Genomic DNA, 16,565 nt, shown 5'->3' on the forward strand with positions numbered 1-16,565 from the left:
TATCAAGCTTTCCCTTCATTTTTGTCTTTATCAGATCTTTTCATAACCAGGATGAGAGCGAGGATGCAGCAAAGGAAACCCGCTGCACAGCCTATGATAGAGCTGTAATAATAAAAGCCCACCATCTTCATCCCGATAAAAGGAGCGGAAATTCCCAAAACCGTTAAGAGCATAACTGCTTTTCGTCTGAAAAAATTCATCAGCAAACGGAACAACCCCCCTGCGATTGAACGTTACTGTCAGTATACAGGAAGAGGAGCAGGAAATAAAATGCATTAGAAAATGAAGGCGTCGTGAAAGGCAAACACCGGTAAAACCTGTTACAATGGAAGACAGAACAATGCATTGCAAATGGCAGGGAGGAACAAGAAGTGAATAGAATACAACGCGTCTCTTCATGGCTGAAGGAAGCGGGGCATACTGCCGCATTTATTCATACAAAAGAAAATGTTTTTTACTTAACCGGTTTTTACACAGAGCCGCATGAAAGATTAATGGGGTTATTTATTTTTCAAGAAGAGGAGCCTTTCTTTGTTTGTCCAGGAATGGAAGCAGGACAGGCCCGCAACGCAGGCTGGAATCATGAAATCATTGGCTATGCGGATCACGAAAATCCGTGGGAGCTGATAGAGAAGGCTTTGAAAAAGCGAAATATCAGCATACATATGCTTGCGGTAGAAAAGGATTCAATCTCGCTGTCACGTGCAGAACAGCTGAAGCATGCGACGGGCGGGGCTCAATTTGTTTCAGCAGAAGAAACACTCAATCAATTTCGCCTGATTAAAGATGACAATGAGATTCGTTTGCTGAAAGAGGCGGCAAAGCTTGCAGATTACGGTGTTGAAGTCGGCACAGCCGCTTTGCGTGAAGGCATCAGTGAAGTGGAAGTGCTCGCTCAAATTGAGTATGAGCTGAAGAAAAAAGGAATTCAGGGCATGTCTTTCTCTACAATGGTTTTATTCGGAGAAAAATCTGGCCAGCCTCATGGAAATCCTGGTACAGCCACGTTGAAGAAAGGTGATTTTGTTTTATTTGATCTCGGTGTTATTCTTGACGGCTATTGCTCTGATATTACAAGAACGTTTGCATACAAAACCATCAATCCGAAGCAGGAGGCCATTTACGAGACTGTGCTTCAAGCGGAAAAAGCCGCGATTGAGGCAAGCAAACCCGGTGTGAGAATCGGAGATCTGGATTTAACAGCCCGCGGAATCATTGAAAAAGCGGGATACGGTGACTATTTTCCTCACCGGCTTGGGCATGGACTCGGAATTTCTGTCCATGAGTATCCATCAATGAGCCAGGCCAACGATACACTGCTGCAGGAAGGCATGGTCTACACGATCGAACCGGGGATTTATGTGCCTGAGATCGGCGGCGTGCGCATTGAGGATGACGTTCACGTAACAAAGGACGGAGCAGTTGCTCTGACCCAATATCCAAAGGAATTAATCATACTGCCGTAATAGAAATAAAAAAGGACTTTGTTCTCGACATCGTCCTTTTTTATCTGCATTAAATAAAAAAATCATCAAATGTTCGAAAGGGTTTAATTTCATGTTTTTGGTTGAGAGGTTTTACAGCAAGACAGCTGCCACCGAGAACAGTGAGACATAACCCAATTAAAATGAAGAAACCCATGTGATCTTCTCCTTTCAGCTTAAAACACAAAAAGATATCTGGTACGTCCATATCATATTGTATGAAACGCATTCCAGATCAAGGGGATTTAGAAAGAAGGGAATCTATGGCTAATATTAAAGACATTGCAGAAAAAGCCGGTGTCTCTGTTACAACGGTTTCCCGAGTCATAAACAATCATCCATACGTCAGTGAAGACAAACGAAAAAGAGTGTTTGAGGCAATGGAATCATTGGAGTACACGAGAAATATTCACGCTGTACATTTGTCGAAAGGATTTTCAAACATGATTGGTGTTGTCTTGCCGACGGTTAATCTGCCATATTTTGCAGAGCTGATTGCAGGAATAGCCGACGCAGCCGCGGAATCCGGGGTTCACCTCTCTTTATTCCAAACAAACTATGAGGTACAAAAAGAAATCTTTGCGCTGTCCCAATTAAAGCAGCGCCAGGTTGACGGCCTGATTTTTTGCTCAAAGGCGCTTGCTGATGAGAAACTCATGGAATGGGAGGGCCCGATTTTGCTTTGCCAGAATTCAGATAATGCCCGCTTCCCAACCATCAGCATTCCTCACCAAGAAGCATTTCGGAACGGCTTGGACTATTTAATTGCCAAAGGGCACAAAAAAATAGCCATCTGTTTGGCAAGAAAAAAAGGCATGAACAGCCATTTTCGAATCAAAGCCTACAAAGAGGCATTGGAAGAGATCGGCGAGGTATTTCGTGAAGACTGGGTAATTGAGAAAGCGATTACAATCAATGATGGGAAGGCGCTTTTTCATAAATGGAAAACGTGGAAGGAAAAGCCGACGGCTATTTTTGTTGCCAATGACCAAGTCTCAGCAGGACTTTTTCTTGAAGCAAAGAACCAGCGGGTGTCAGTACCGGATGAGCTTGCAATCTTAAGCGTTGATAACCACGAAATCAGCCAAGCGCTCGGAATCACAACGATCGATATTCAGACAAGGGAAATGGGAAAGCAGGCATTTGCCATATTGGAAAAAAGAATTCAAGGACAGCCGATTGAAAGGAAAGTTCTGGATTACCGTCTCATCGAAAGATCGACTGTTTAGTGAATGCATTGAAAAAAGGTTTGACGTGCATTCTGTTCGTTATGTACGATATGAGGTATTGAATGACAAAGGAGCTGAGGATCGTGAATGGGTCCTTCACAGTGAAAAAGGTACTGAATAATAACGTATTAATTGCTTCTCATCATAAATACAGCGAAGTCGTTTTAATCGGAAAAGGTATTGGTTTCGGAAAAAAACAAGATGATGTCATTGAAGATAAAGGCTACGATAAAATGTTCATTTTAAAAGACGAGAAGGAACAAAAGCAGTTTAAAAAGCTCCTTGACTATGTTGATGAAAAGCTCGTTGATATTTCAAACGATGTCATCTATCACATAAGCAATAGGACTAATCACTCATTAAATGAACATATTCACATTGCGTTGACAGACCATATCGCATTTGCGATCAAAAGGCAGCAGCAGGGATTTGATATGAAAAATCCATTTCTAATGGAGACTCAGTCACTATATCCTGAGGAGTACCAAATTGCCAAAGAAGTCATAGATATGATCAATGAAAAAGCGGGAATCTGCCTTCCGGAAGGGGAGATTGGTTTTATCGCTCTGCATATCCATTCAGCGTTGACAAACCGTCCGCTGTCCGAGGTCAATCAGCACTCTCAGCTCATGGCGCAGCTTGTCGAGGTGATTGAAGACTCATTTCAAATGAAAGTAAATAAGGAAAGTGTCAACTATTTGCGGCTGATCAGGCATATCAGATTTACAATAGAAAGAATTAAAAAAGAAGAACCGACTAAAGAACCAGAAAAATTAATGTTGTTATTGAAAAATGAATATCCGCTATGCTACAATACAGCTTGGAAATTGATTAAAATCTTGCAGCAAACATTGAAGAAACCAGTTCATGAGGCGGAAGCGGTTTATCTGACGCTTCATCTGTACCGATTAACCAATAAAATTTCATAAATTCAGTTTATCCTTATAACGTGTTACTGATTCGATCAGGCATGAGTGATTGAGGGAAAAAAACGGGAAGTTCATTCTCGTTCTTTTGCGCACCCAATTTTGCTCATGCCTTTTTGTTGTGTAAAAGGGCAAATGTAAACGGTTAAACTGGAAGACTTACGCCTGTGAATTCGTTGTCATGATTTTTAGCTGTAAGGTCAGACTAGTAAAAAGAGGAGGTCAATTCTTATGTTTAAAGCATTATTCGGCGTTCTTCAAAAAATTGGGCGTGCGCTTATGCTTCCAGTTGCGATCCTTCCGGCTGCGGGTATTTTGCTTGCGATCGGGAATGCGATGCAAAATAAGGACATGATTCAGGTCCTGCATTTCTTGAGCAATGACAATGTTCAGCTTGTAGCAGGTGTGATGGAAAGCGCTGGGCAGATTGTTTTCGATAACCTTCCGCTTCTTTTCGCAGTAGGTGTAGCCATCGGGCTTGCCAATGGTGATGGAGTTGCAGGGATTGCAGCAATTATCGGTTATCTTGTAATGAATGTATCCATGAGTGCGGTTCTTCTTGCAAACGGAACCATTCCTTCGGATTCAGTTGAAAGAGCCAAGTTCTTTACGGAAAACCATCCTGCATATGTAAACATGCTTGGTATACCTACCTTGGCGACAGGGGTGTTCGGCGGTATTATCGTCGGTGTGTTAGCTGCATTATTGTTTAACAGATTTTACACAATTGAACTGCCGCAATACCTTGGTTTCTTTGCGGGTAAACGTTTCGTTCCAATTGTTACGTCAATTTCTGCACTGATTCTGGGTCTTATTATGTTAGTGATCTGGCCTCCGATCCAGCATGGATTGAATGCCTTTTCAACAGGATTAGTGGAAGCGAATCCAACCCTTGCTGCATTTATCTTCGGGGTGATTGAACGTTCGCTTATCCCATTCGGATTGCACCACATTTTCTATTCGCCGTTCTGGTATGAATTCTTCAGCTATAAGAGTGCAGCAGGAGAAATCATCCGCGGGGATCAGCGTATCTTTATGGCGCAGATTAAAGACGGCGTACAGTTAACGGCAGGTACGTTTATGACAGGTAAATATCCATTTATGATGTTCGGTCTGCCTGCTGCGGCGCTTGCCATTTATCATGAAGCAAAACCGCAAAACAAAAAACTCGTTGCAGGTATTATGGGTTCAGCGGCCTTGACATCCTTCTTAACGGGGATCACAGAGCCATTGGAATTTTCTTTCTTATTCGTTGCTCCAGTCCTGTTTGCGATTCACTGTTTGTTTGCGGGACTTTCATTCATGGTCATGCAGCTGTTGAATGTTAAGATTGGTATGACATTCTCCGGTGGTTTAATTGACTACTTCCTATTCGGTATTTTACCGAACCGGACGGCATGGTGGCTTGTCATCCCTGTCGGCTTAGGGTTAGCGGTCATTTACTACTTCGGATTCCGATTTGCCATCCGCAAATTTAATCTGAAAACACCTGGACGCGAGGATGCTGCGGAAGAAACAGCAGCACCTGGGAAAACAGGTGAAGCAGGGGATCTTCCTTATGAGATTCTGCAGGCAATGGGTGACCAGGAAAACATCAAACACCTTGATGCTTGTATCACTCGTCTGCGTGTGACTGTAAACGATCAGAAAAAGGTTGATAAAGACCGTCTGAAACAGCTTGGCGCTTCCGGAGTGCTGGAAGTCGGCAACAACATTCAGGCTATTTTCGGACCGCGTTCTGACGGGTTAAAAACACAAATGCAAGACATTATTGCGGGACGCAAGCCTAGACCTGAACCGAAAACATCTGCTCAAGAGGAAGTAGGCCAGCAGGTTGAGGAAGTGATTGCAGAACCGCTGCAAAATGAAATCGGCGAGGAAGTTTTCGTTTCTCCGATTACCGGGGAAATTCACCCGATTACGGATGTTCCTGACCAAGTCTTCTCAGGGAAAATGATGGGTGACGGTTTTGCGATTCTCCCTTCTGAAGGAATTGTCGTATCACCGGTTCGCGGAAAAATTCTAAATGTGTTCCCGACGAAACATGCGATCGGCCTGCAATCCGACGGCGGAAGAGAAATTTTAATCCACTTTGGTATTGATACCGTCAGCCTGAAGGGCGAAGGATTTACGTCTTTCGTATCAGAAGGAGACCGTGTTGAGCCTGGACAAAAACTTCTTGAAGTTGATCTGGATGCAGTCAAACCGAATGTACCATCTCTCATGACACCGATTGTATTTACAAACCTTGCTGAAGGAGAAACAGTCAGCATTAAAGCAAGCGGTTCAGTCAACAGAGAACAAGAAGATATTGTGAAGATTGAAAAATAAGGGTGTTAGTACGCCGTGCTTGTCAGATGACAAGTACGGTTGTATGATATAATATTGTGAAGTAATAAAGCTTTAAGTTAAAAGGAGAATGATAAAAATGGCACAAAAAACATTTAAAGTAACTGCAGATTCTGGAATCCATGCTCGTCCTGCGACAGTTCTTGTACAAACTGCTAGCAAATACGACGCTGACGTTAATTTAGAATATAACGGCAAAACAGTTAACCTTAAATCTATTATGGGTGTTATGTCTTTAGGTATCGCTAAAGGCGCTGAGATCACAATCTCTGCTTCCGGAGCTGACGAAAACGATGCTCTTAACGCTTTAGAAGAAACAATGAAAAGCGAAGGACTCGGCGAGTAATGCAAGAATTAAAAGGGATTGGTGCTTCAGCCGGCATCGCGATTGCAAAAGCATACCGGCTTGAAGAGCCAGATTTAACGGTTGAAAAGAAAAACATCTCTGATTCTGAAGCGGAAGTAAGCCGTTTTGATGAAGCGATTGCACGTTCAAAAGAAGAGCTCGAAAAAATCAAAGAGCACGCTTTGAAAGAACTGGGTCAGGATAAAGCTGATATTTTTTCTGCTCACCTTTTAGTTCTCAGTGACCCTGAGCTTCTGAACCCTGTGAAAGAAAAAATCAGCACTGATTCAGTGAACGCTGAATTCGCTTTAAAAGAAACGTCTTCTATGTTCGTTACCATGTTTGAATCTATGGACAACGAATATATGAAAGAGCGTGCGGCAGATATCCGCGATGTAACAAAACGCGTAACCGGCCACCTGCTTGGCGTCGAAATTCCAAACCCAAGCATGATCTCAGAAGAGGTTATTATTGTAGCTGAAGACTTAACACCGTCTGACACAGCTCAATTAAACCGTGAGTTCGTAAAAGGATTCACTACTGATATCGGCGGACGCACATCTCACTCTGCCATCATGGCACGTTCTCTTGAGATTCCAGCAGTTGTTGGAACGAAAGCGGCTACAGGCACGATCCAAAACGGCGTGACTGTTATCGTTGACGGTATCAATGGCGATGTCATTATTGACCCATCTGCGGAAACTGTAAAAGAGTATGAAGAAAAACATAATGCTTATTTGGCTCAAAAAGCTGAGTGGGCGAAGCTTGTCAATGAACCGACTGTCTCAAAAGATGGACATCATGTAGAGCTTGCAGCGAACATCGGTACTCCTGATGATGTAAAAGGTGTTCTTGAAAACGGCGGAGAAGCAGTTGGCCTTTACCGTACAGAATTCCTTTACATGGGAAGAGATCAGCTACCTACAGAAGATGAGCAGTTTGATGCTTACAAAACGGTTCTTGAGCGTATGGAAGGAAAATCAGTCGTCGTGCGGACACTTGATATCGGCGGAGACAAAGAGCTTCCTTACCTGCAGCTTCCTAAAGAAATGAACCCGTTCCTGGGATATAGAGCGATTCGTCTTTGCCTTGAAGAGCAAGAAATCTTCAGAACACAGCTTCGCGCGCTGCTTCGTGCAAGTACATACGGAAACTTGAAAATCATGTTCCCTATGATTGCGACAGTTAACGAATTCAAAGAAGCAAAAGCGATCCTTCTTGAAGAGAAAGAAAAGCTCGTAAAAGCGGGACAGGCTGTATCTGACGATATTGAAGTCGGAATGATGGTTGAGATTCCGTCAACTGCAGTCATCGCTGATCAGTTTGCTAAAGAGGTTGATTTCTTCAGTATCGGTACAAACGATTTGATCCAATACACAATGGCAGCTGACCGTATGAATGAACGTGTATCTTACCTGTATCAGCCATACAACCCGGCAATCCTTCGCTTAATTACACTGGTAATTGAAGCAGCACACAAAGAAGGAAAATGGGTTGGCATGTGCGGAGAAATGGCAGGAGACGAGATTGCGATTCCAATCCTTCTCGGCTTAGGCTTAGATGAGTTCTCAATGAGCGCAACGTCTATTCTTCCGGCAAGAACACAGATCAGCAAATTGTCTAAACAAGAAGCTGAGTCATTCAAAGAGAAAATCTTATCTATGAGCACGACAGAAGAAGTTGTCGCGTTCGTAAAAGAAACCTTCAAGTAATGTACAAAAACCAGACGGCCTACGGCCTGTCTGGTTTTTTTCATAAGTAAGGGTATAGAAGGACACAATAACATGGCTAGGAGGGATAGTATGTCAAACCAATTTAACGCAGGAGATACTGTTTATGTGATCTACAGAAATCCGCACGCCGCCAATGTAGCCCACATAAAGGAAGCCAAAATTGTGCACCATCCATACCATGAAGGCGAGCTTTCCCTGTTTATTTATGAAACCTATCATCCGTTCGCAGAGGACGATGCTGTGTTTGCAAGCTATGAAGAAGCTAAATCGCTTTACAAAGAACTCTTTGATATTGATCCGTATGAGTAACAAGGAAATCATTACAACTCATATCCTTTCCGCCTAGTGAGAAAAGTAACGTTAGTAAAGGAAAAGGATGTGGCATCATGCAGAACCCATTTGTTCCGCAGCTTGTATATATAGAACCGAGGGCGCTGGAATATCCGCTAGGCCAAGAATTACAAGAAAAATTTGAGAATATGGGCATTGAAATCAGAGAAACAACATCCCACAATCAGGTGCGTAATATTCCTGGGAAAAATCATCTTCAGCAATATCGCAATGCGAAATCAACTTTAGTTATCGGTGTCCGGAAAACATTAAAGTTTGATTCATCCAAACCCTCGGCTGAATATGCCATTCCGTTTGCAACAGGCTGTATGGGGCATTGTCATTACTGCTACCTGCAAACAACCATGGGATCAAAGCCGTATATCAGAACTTATGTAAACGTCGAAGAGATTTTAGATCAGGCAGATAAGTATATGAAGGAGCGCGCACCAGAGTTCACAAGGTTCGAAGCATCATGTACGTCAGACATTGTAGGAATTGATCATCTGACACACACGCTGAAGCGCGCCATTGAACATTTTGGCCAAAGTGATCTCGGAAAGCTCCGATTTGTAACGAAATTTCATCATGTCGATCACCTATTAGACGCAAAGCATAACGGGAAAACGAGATTCAGATTCAGTATTAATGCCGACTATGTGATTAAAAACTTTGAGCCGGGAACTTCACCTCTTGATAAGCGGATAGAAGCAGCAGTAAAAGTTGCAAAAGCAGGCTACCCGCTAGGCTTTATTGTTGCTCCGATTTATATTCATGAAGGCTGGGAAGAAGGATACAGACATCTGTTTGAAAAGCTTGATGCTGCTTTGCCGCAGGACGTTAGACATAACATAACGTTTGAATTAATTCAACACCGTTTTACAAAACCGGCCAAACGAGTGATAGAGAAAAATTATCCGAAGACGAAGCTCGAATTAGATGAAGAAAAGCGCCGTTATAAATGGGGCCGTTACGGGATCGGAAAATATATTTATCAGAAAGATGAAGAGCATGCACTTCGAGAAGCACTTGAATCCTATATTGATACCTTTTTCCCTAACGCGAAAATTGAATATTTCACTTAAACGGGCTGTTGTGATCAACAGCTCTCTTTTTATAAAAAGGATTTTTCCATTCCATCAAAACACCGTAATTCAATGATTCTTTATCCTCTACATAATTGCTGACTACACGAATAGGTGAACGCCCGCAACGGAGGAGAAAGGACAGCACAGGGTCGTTTTTCCTGCCTTCCATCACATCTTCAACGTACTGAACAGCGCTGATCTCGTGTGCGTATTTATGATATAAAGGAATGCGGCCGCCGCCGAGAAGGCGCTCCAGTCTCTTATCAACAGTCAGCTCATACATCGTATTCATCAGCCATTTTCCGATTCCAAGCTTTCGATAATGAGGAGAAACAGAAATATCCACTACATATAAAGTATTTCCATGAGGTTCATGGTTTTTAATCGATCCGTTGTCTGTTGCTTGTGCCCATGTATGATCAGGAGAATCAGGCTCAAATTGTACAATAAGAGCAGTCATGGAACCGATAATTCTGCCATTGATGAGCGCGCATAAAGCGCCTTCTGGAAAGGTTTTGATATGGCTGGCAAGCTGGTCCTCTGACCACAGCAATTCCTGGGGAAACGGAGGAGGGAAACATTCTTTTTGAAGAGAAATCAGCCTCTCGATGTCAGTCTCAGTGTAGTTTCTGATGGTCAGAGCCTCAAATTTTCTGCCGTCATGCACATACATTTGTTTTAGTATGATCATCACTCTCCTTATGTTGTTTCATTATAACGAAGATTGAATTTTCAGTAAATATATTCCGATTTTCTTATAATTTATTTTTTGATTATTCATTTTTCAAACGAAAGGGCCGATATAGAAATTAGGAGGGGATTGGTTTGTTTAAAAAACTTCACATGAAGATTGCTGTTTTTGTTTCGATTATGTTAATCGTCACAGTTGTTCTTTTAATGCTGTCTTCTTATTTGACGCTAAAACCGATGATTACAGAGGATGGGAAAAATACAACTCAAAACGTGACGCAGTCACTTGAACAAAATATTGAATTGCAATTAAAGAGTTATGCCATTTCGTTATCAAGATTGGCTAATGGGGAATTAACGCATACATTTGTAACGAAACCAAGTAAAGAAGTTGCTCGGCTGTTTCACGATGACATTAAGCAAATCAAAGATAACGATGATTATGTTGCGATGGCTTACATAGGCACCGCAAAAAAAGAAATGTTTACATATCCAAAAGCGGATTTCGCTGAGGATTACGATCCAACATCAAGACCATGGTATAAGCTTGCAGCTGAAACCCCGGATCAAGTTGTTTGGACGGAACCTTATAAAGATGTCGTGACAGGAGACATGATTGTTACTGCATCGAAAGCGATCTTAGACGGGCAAAAAGTGATAGGGGTTGCCAGCTATGACTTGAAACTCTCTGCTATCCAGAGTATGGTCAATAAACAAAAGGTGCCTTACAAAGGATTTGCCTTTTTAGCTGATGCGAGCGGCAATCTTTTAGCCCATCCGTCAAATCAAGGAAAAAATATATCAAAGGATCAAACACTGCAAACCATCGCATCCGAGAAACAAGGAATACAAGATGTGAATGGGAAAATGGTTGTGTACCAAACGATTGGCGAAACGGGCTGGAAGGTCGGAACGCAGTTTGATACCGATCAATTAATGTGGATTTCAGATAAAATGAATCGGGCAAATCTTTGGATATCATTGATTGCGCTTATCATAACAATTATTCTCAGCTACTTCCTGGCCAAAACGATAACCGGTCCGATACAGCAGCTGATCGTAAAAACGAAAGCTGTTTCCGCAGGCGATTTAACAGTGCGCGCGGAATCAAAATCTAAGGATGAAGTCGGTATTTTAACAAGAGATTTCAATCTGATGGTTGAAAATATGAAGGAAATGGTTGAGCAAGTGAGACTCTCTTCAGGGAAAGTATCTGACACCTCTGAACAACTAACGGCTGTCTCTGCCGAAACTAATGAAACAAGCGGACAAATTGCAAAAGCGATTGAAGAAGTAGCCGCAGGGGCATCGGAACAGGCTTCTGAAGTTGAAACCATTAATGAAAAATCGGAAAGCCTGTCAACGAAAATCAGGCAAATCGCTGAGGAGGCAGGCGGAATTAAAGAACGCTCAAAATCGTCCGAGGATGCAAGCTATAAAGGACTTGATGCGCTCGGCCAGCTGCTGATGAAATCAAACGAAGCCAATATGGAAACGAAAAAGGTTGAAACGATGCTGCTGGATTTGGAAAATCAAACTAAGAATATTGAAGAAGTCGTTACAGCGATTTCAAACATATCTGATCAAACCAACTTGCTTGCCTTAAATGCCAGTATTGAGGCAGCCAGAGCCGGAGAAAGCGGGCGCGGTTTTGCCGTCGTAGCCGATGAAGTGCGGAAGTTAGCTGAGCAATCAGCCCTTTCTACAAAGCATATCAGCGAGACTGTGAAGCTTATCCAGCTTGAGACAAAAGAGGCCTCTCACGCGATGGTTGAGGCAAGCAGAATGAATGATGAACAAAACAGTGCCATTCACGAAACTGGAGAGGTATTAAATACGATAACTGCAGAAATGCAGTCACTGGTACAAGGTATTGATCACATTTACGCGGAAATTCAAAGAATGAGTGAAGAACAGCTTGCGATATCTGAAGCTATTCAAAGCATTTCAGCCATATCACAGGAATCAGCTGCCGCAGCAGAGGAAGTGAACGCATCAACCGATGAACAGCTTGTCACCCTTGAGAAAGTCAAACACTCAACGGAAACACTAAAACATGCAAGCCAAGAGCTTATGAACACAATTGCAAAATTCACATTGTAATCCAATTACATCCCCAAACATCATTTGTTTTGGGGATTTTTTATTTTATAAGATGAATAGATATGGTAGTCTAGAAAATGAAGGAAAAATGATAAATTTTAACTAAAATCTAAACGAAACATCTGGGAGGAATGACCTTGAAAAAAACAATTGGTTTTATCGGTCTTGGAGTAATGGGAAAAAGCATGGCATCACATATTCTCAATGACGGCCATCCTGTATTGGTGTACACCCGGACAAAAGAAAAAGCAGAAAGCATACTTCAAAAAGGCGCGATCTGGAAAGATACGGTCAAAGATCTTTCGAAAGAAGCGGATGTTATCATCACAATGGTCGGCTATCCCAGTGATGTTGAAGAAGTGTATTTCGGAAGCAATGGAATTATTGAAAACGCAAAAGAAGGGGCATATCTTATTGATATGACGACATCTAAGCCTTCGCTTGCGAAGAAGATTGCTGAAGCGGCCAAAGAAAAAGCATTGTTCGCTTTAGACGCTCCTGTTTCCGGTGGAGACATCGGTGCACAAAACGGAACACTCGCGATTATGGTCGGTGGAGAAAAAGAAGCTTTTGAAGCCTGCATGCCGATTTTCTCTTTAATGGGAGAGAATATTCAGTATCAAGGACCGGCTGGAAGCGGACAGCATACCAAGATGTGCAATCAGATTGCAATTGCAGCCGGTATGATCGGTGTTGCTGAAGCGATGGCTTATGCCCAAAAATCAGGCCTAGAGCCGGAAAATGTTCTGAAAAGCATCACAACGGGCGCAGCCGGAAGCTGGTCACTGTCAAATCTTGCTCCCCGTATGCTGCAAGGCAACTTTGAACCGGGATTTTATGTGAAGCATTTTATTAAGGATATGGGAATCGCACTAGAGGAAGCAGAATTAATGGGGGAAGAAATGCCAGGCTTGTCGCTCGCAAAATCCTTATATGACAAGCTAGCTGCTCAAGGTGAAGAAAACAGCGGAACACAGAGTATCTATAAGCTTTGGGTGAAATAAAAAAAGATTGCCTGTACGAAACAGGCAATCTTTTTTTTATTATTTTCCGATGAATTGTTGTGTCCAGATGCTTCCAGACTCAACGTAACCAACACCGATGTGAGTAAAGTTAGGGTTTAGAATGTTTTTTCTGTGTCCTTCACTGTTCATCCAAGCTTTTACTACTTCTTCTGGTGTCTTTTGGCCCTTCGCAATGTTTTCACCTGCTGTTTTGTAGCTGATTCCGAAAGATTTCATCATATCAAACGGTGAGCCGTATGTTGGGCTTTGGTGATCAAAGTAGTTTTTGTCTTTCATATCCTGAGATTTTGCGCGTGCGGATTTGCTTAACGTTTCATCAATTTGAAGCGGCTTTAATCCTTGTTTTTGTCTTTCTGCATTTGTAAGTTCAACAACTTTTTTCTCATATGCACTTACAGATGAAGGTGCAGATGTTGTTGTGTTTGTTTTTTCAGCAGTTGCGGGTGCTTTAGAAGCAGTGTTTTGATCAGCAGCTGCTTTTTCAGTAGTCTTTTGTGCAGGTTTGGCCGTTTCTGTCTTTTGAACATCCTGAACTTTCACGTTAGATTGCTTCGCATGTTTTTGAAGAAGCTGCTTCATCTCTTTTTCGTTTGCAGCGTTTAACGTTTTGATATTTGTGTTAATATGCAGTTTTTTCACTGCATCGTTAAGTGACATGTTTTGTACTGTGTTCCCCGTTTTTACTGTAACCACAGGCTGGCAGGAGAGTTCTTTCGCTGATGCTTGCTGTACGCCCCCGAATGTGAATAATCCAACCGCAGCGGCAGCAGATAAAATAAATGCTTTCTTCATTAGTTCGTAACCTCCTAGAGTTGTTTGTTTCTACAGAAAAATCATAACATAGCTTTTTTGTCATAAAGATTCCAGCAATTTCCTTTGACAAATAGAGATTGTCATTTTCGTAAAGTAAATCCGTTGAATCACTAAGAATAAGGGAATCAGCGGTATATATGATTTTATCGTACCGTTACATAGCTTCCTTTTTTTTGAACCGTTAGTTATATTTTAATGTGTTTTTATATTGACAGCTTTTTTTACTCCTTTTCGCTGTAACAACTATTACAAAGGTGTTACAATTAATCTCAGTATATGTAAATATATTGAATGATTTGAGAGGGGTAACCAGAAGTGACTGAAATAGGACGTGAACCAAAGAAAAAGAGCAAAGGAAACAGAGCAATCAGAATGAACCTTTTTTTCCTAGCTGTCTTTGTTCTATTCACTGCATTAATTTTTAAGCTCGGGGTTGTTCAAATTGTTGAAGGCGAACAGCATGAAGAAGACGCTGAGAAATCAAATGCAAAAACAGCTTACTATCCTGCGCCTCGCGGGAAGATGTACGACAGAAACCAGAAAGTTGCTGTCGACAACCAGAGCGTTCCAGAAATTGTGTATGTATCAACATCTAGCACAAAAACAGAAGATAAAATCAAAACAGCGAAGCGGCTTGCTTCTTTCATTCATATTGATACCGAATTTTTGAAGGAAAGGGATCTTCGTGATTACTGGATCGCAGCTCATCCGAAAAAAGCCGCCGCTCTGCTTAAGGAATCAGAAAGCAATCTGAAAGGAGACCAAGCTTACAAGCTTCAAATAGAGCGTGTTCCGGATCAAGAATTAAAGGCTATTCAGCAAGATGACGAAGAAATGGAAACTGCTGCGATATATACAAGGTTTTCAAGCGGAAATGCTTACGAACCTCAAATCGTAAAGGCAATGAATCCAAATAAGAGCAATAGCAATGGAAAAAACGGAGCGCTGCTTGATGAGAAGAAAAACTCCTCGCAAAGACCAAAAAATGACTTAACATATGATGAAATTTCCATTGTTTCTGAGCATTTAGAAGAACTTCCGGGAATCGATATCGTAAACGATTGGACACGAAAATATCCTTATGACAAAACCCTTTATTCTGTTTTCGGGGGCGTCACGACACCTGATCAGGGCCTGCTGAGCGACCGGAAAGATTTCTACTTAACAAGAGGCTATGCGAATAATGACAGGGTGGGAAAAAGTTATTTAGAGTATCAATATGAAGAATATTTAAATTCGCATAAAGAAAAAGTGGAATACGTAGAAGATAATAAAGGAAATGTCGTCAGCCAAAAAACCATTGATAAAGGCAGCAGGGGATACGATCTTCAGCTTGCTTTTGACATGGAGCTTCAGGCAAAGGTAGAAAAGATCATTGAAGAAGAAGTAAGAAACAGCCGTGCACGCGGAAATTACATGCTTGACAGAGCCTTTGCCGTGATGATGGACCCGAATAACGGCGATATTTTATCGATGGCAGGGAAAAAGATAGATTTAAAAACCAACAAAATTGAAGATTATGCGATAGGGGCATTTACCACCCAATATGAAATGGGATCAGCAGTAAAGGGGGCCACCGTGCTAGCCGGCTATCAGGACGGGATCCCGCATTATAAATATTTTGTTGATACACCTCTTTATTTAGCAGGATACGGTAACAAACCGAAGAAATCCTACATGAACATGGGAACCATCAATGAATTAACCGCTCTGCAAAAAAGTTCAAACGTATATATGTTTAATGTTGCCATGCACATTGCCGGTGTCACATACAAGCCGTATGGACCTCTTCCTGCTGACCAGAAGGATTTAAACAAAATGAGAAATTACTACAGCCAATTTGGCCTGGGAGTAAAGACAGGTATTGATCTTCCGCAGGAATCAGCCGGAATGCAAACTACACCTGATGCGGTAGGGGGGTTAATTTTAGACTTGGCCATTGGACAATACGATACATATACACCGCTTCAAATGGCACAGTACATCTCATCAATTGCCAATGGGGGCTACCGTGTTCAGCCAAGAATTGTTACAAGTATCCATGAGCCCAGCAAAAAAGAAGGCCTTGGGAAGACCATTGAACAAAGAAAGCCAAACATTCTCAACAAAATTAACAACTCAGAAAGTGACATTCAGCAGGTGAAGACCGGAATGAAGCTAGTTACCACTTCAGGGACAGCAAAAAATACGTTTACAGAAGATGTATCAGGGAAAACGGGAACAGCGGAAACATTTTACTACGGCACGAATCGCAACTGGTGGGGGAAAAAAACATACAATCTGACTTTTGTCGGCTATTACCCATCGAAAAATCCAAAAGTGGCTTTTAGTGTTGTTGTTCCATCAGTAAATGATGATGATAAGATCAATAAAATTATTGCCAAAAGAGCTATCCACGCCTACGCAGAGCTCGAAAAAAAACACAGTAAAAAATAAAAAACAGGGTGCA

Annotated in this window: 14 protein-coding genes; 11 read left to right on the forward strand and 3 right to left on the reverse strand. The window is 41.9% G+C overall.

All coding sequences use genetic code 11. The features are described 5' to 3' along the window. Positions 1 to 2 precede the first annotated feature (2 nt). A complete protein-coding gene (locus MKY50_RS07670) occupies positions 3 to 206 on the reverse strand; it encodes a hypothetical protein (protein ID WP_014476643.1) in 204 nt (67 codons plus the stop codon). Positions 207 to 371: 165 nt separating this feature from the next. On the opposite strand from MKY50_RS07670, the gene papB reads away from it, so the two are divergent. From papB to splB, 8 genes are all read left to right on the forward strand, one after another. Continuing rightward, on the forward strand, positions 372 to 1,466 hold the full coding sequence (gene papB, locus MKY50_RS07675; RefSeq protein ID WP_033884222.1) for a di/tri-peptidase: 1,095 nt from the start codon (positions 372 to 374) through the stop codon (positions 1,464 to 1,466). Between the two features lie 281 nt (positions 1,467 to 1,747). Beyond that, positions 1,748 to 2,713 (forward strand): LacI family DNA-binding transcriptional regulator, encoded by a 966-nt coding sequence (locus tag MKY50_RS07680; RefSeq protein ID WP_041344834.1) that lies wholly within the window; start codon positions 1,748 to 1,750, stop codon positions 2,711 to 2,713. Between the two features lie 62 nt (positions 2,714 to 2,775). After that, complete coding sequence (gene glcT / locus MKY50_RS07685; RefSeq protein WP_003218635.1) at positions 2,776 to 3,642, forward strand: glucose PTS transporter transcription antiterminator GlcT; 867 nt, start codon at positions 2,776 to 2,778, stop codon at positions 3,640 to 3,642. Positions 3,643 to 3,870: 228 nt separating this feature from the next. Then, positions 3,871 to 5,970 carry a PTS glucose transporter subunit IIABC gene (ptsG, locus tag MKY50_RS07690; RefSeq protein ID WP_003244661.1) on the forward strand — a complete coding sequence of 700 codons (2,100 nt, stop codon included), beginning with the start codon at positions 3,871 to 3,873 and terminating at the stop codon, positions 5,968 to 5,970. Positions 5,971 to 6,067: 97 nt separating this feature from the next. Continuing rightward, positions 6,068 to 6,334 (forward strand): phosphocarrier protein HPr, encoded by a 267-nt coding sequence (locus tag MKY50_RS07695; RefSeq protein WP_003154654.1) that lies wholly within the window; start codon positions 6,068 to 6,070, stop codon positions 6,332 to 6,334. After that, the gene (ptsP, locus tag MKY50_RS07700; protein WP_003218638.1) at positions 6,334 to 8,046 is read left to right on the forward strand and encodes a phosphoenolpyruvate--protein phosphotransferase; all 1,713 of its coding nucleotides are present in this window, start codon (positions 6,334 to 6,336) and stop codon (positions 8,044 to 8,046) included. Before MKY50_RS07695 ends, ptsP begins: the two co-directional genes overlap by 1 nt. 90 nt (positions 8,047 to 8,136) lie before the next feature. Next, on the forward strand, positions 8,137 to 8,376 hold the full coding sequence (splA, locus tag MKY50_RS07705) for a splAB operon transcriptional regulator SplA (protein ID WP_072174297.1): 240 nt from the start codon (positions 8,137 to 8,139) through the stop codon (positions 8,374 to 8,376). A 77-nt stretch (positions 8,377 to 8,453) separates the two neighbouring features. Continuing rightward, positions 8,454 to 9,482 carry a spore photoproduct lyase gene (gene splB, locus MKY50_RS07710; protein ID WP_041344840.1) on the forward strand — a complete coding sequence of 343 codons (1,029 nt, stop codon included), beginning with the start codon at positions 8,454 to 8,456 and terminating at the stop codon, positions 9,480 to 9,482. Here splB and MKY50_RS07715 read toward each other — a convergent pair. Next, positions 9,475 to 10,176, reverse strand: coding sequence for a GNAT family N-acetyltransferase (locus MKY50_RS07715; RefSeq protein WP_341116457.1), 702 nt, complete (start codon positions 10,174 to 10,176; stop codon positions 9,475 to 9,477). The genes splB and MKY50_RS07715 overlap by 8 nt on opposite strands. 134 nt (positions 10,177 to 10,310) lie before the next feature. On the opposite strand from MKY50_RS07715, the gene mcpC reads away from it, so the two are divergent. Together mcpC and MKY50_RS07725 are read left to right on the forward strand one after the other, a co-directional pair. Then, positions 10,311 to 12,278: a methyl-accepting chemotaxis protein McpC gene (gene mcpC, locus MKY50_RS07720; RefSeq protein ID WP_341116458.1), complete on the forward strand. Its 1,968-nt coding sequence runs from the start codon at positions 10,311 to 10,313 to the stop codon at positions 12,276 to 12,278. A gap of 137 nt (positions 12,279 to 12,415) precedes the next feature. Continuing rightward, entirely contained in the window at positions 12,416 to 13,282 is an 867-nt protein-coding gene (locus MKY50_RS07725) for an NAD(P)-dependent oxidoreductase (protein ID WP_003245029.1), read from the forward strand. A gap of 39 nt (positions 13,283 to 13,321) precedes the next feature. Here MKY50_RS07725 and MKY50_RS07730 read toward each other — a convergent pair whose 3' ends face one another. Further along, on the reverse strand, positions 13,322 to 14,095 hold the full coding sequence (locus MKY50_RS07730; protein WP_003244693.1) for a CAP domain-containing protein: 774 nt from the start codon (positions 14,093 to 14,095) through the stop codon (positions 13,322 to 13,324). 336 nt (positions 14,096 to 14,431) lie between these two features. Here MKY50_RS07730 and MKY50_RS07735 point away from each other — a divergent pair, with 336 nt between their 5' ends. Continuing rightward, positions 14,432 to 16,552, forward strand: coding sequence for a peptidoglycan D,D-transpeptidase FtsI family protein (locus MKY50_RS07735; protein WP_130572299.1), 2,121 nt, complete (start codon positions 14,432 to 14,434; stop codon positions 16,550 to 16,552). Positions 16,553 to 16,565: the final 13 nt, after the last annotated feature.

The sequence above is a fragment of the Bacillus sp. FSL R7-0685 genome, from assembly GCF_038002425.1.
Taxonomy (GTDB): Bacteria; Bacillota; Bacilli; order Bacillales; family Bacillaceae; genus Bacillus; species Bacillus subtilis.

What these genes read in the sequence shown, in the direction of transcription:
- ptsP (WP_003218638.1), top strand. Translation starts at nt 6,334, where the DNA reads ATGCAAGAATTAAAAGGGATTGGTGCTTCAGCCGGCATCGCGATTGCA.
- splB (WP_041344840.1), top strand. Translation starts at nt 8,454, where the DNA reads ATGCAGAACCCATTTGTTCCGCAGCTTGTATATATAGAACCGAGGGCG.
- splA (WP_072174297.1), top strand. Translation starts at nt 8,137, where the DNA reads ATGTCAAACCAATTTAACGCAGGAGATACTGTTTATGTGATCTACAGA.
- MKY50_RS07730 (WP_003244693.1), bottom strand. Translation starts at nt 14,095, where the DNA reads ATGAAGAAAGCATTTATTTTATCTGCTGCCGCTGCGGTTGGATTATTC.
- MKY50_RS07695 (WP_003154654.1), top strand. Translation starts at nt 6,068, where the DNA reads ATGGCACAAAAAACATTTAAAGTAACTGCAGATTCTGGAATCCATGCT.
- ptsG (WP_003244661.1), top strand. Translation starts at nt 3,871, where the DNA reads ATGTTTAAAGCATTATTCGGCGTTCTTCAAAAAATTGGGCGTGCGCTT.
- MKY50_RS07680 (WP_041344834.1), top strand. Translation starts at nt 1,748, where the DNA reads ATGGCTAATATTAAAGACATTGCAGAAAAAGCCGGTGTCTCTGTTACA.
- glcT (WP_003218635.1), top strand. Translation starts at nt 2,776, where the DNA reads ATGACAAAGGAGCTGAGGATCGTGAATGGGTCCTTCACAGTGAAAAAG.
- MKY50_RS07715 (WP_341116457.1), bottom strand. Translation starts at nt 10,176, where the DNA reads ATGATCATACTAAAACAAATGTATGTGCATGACGGCAGAAAATTTGAG.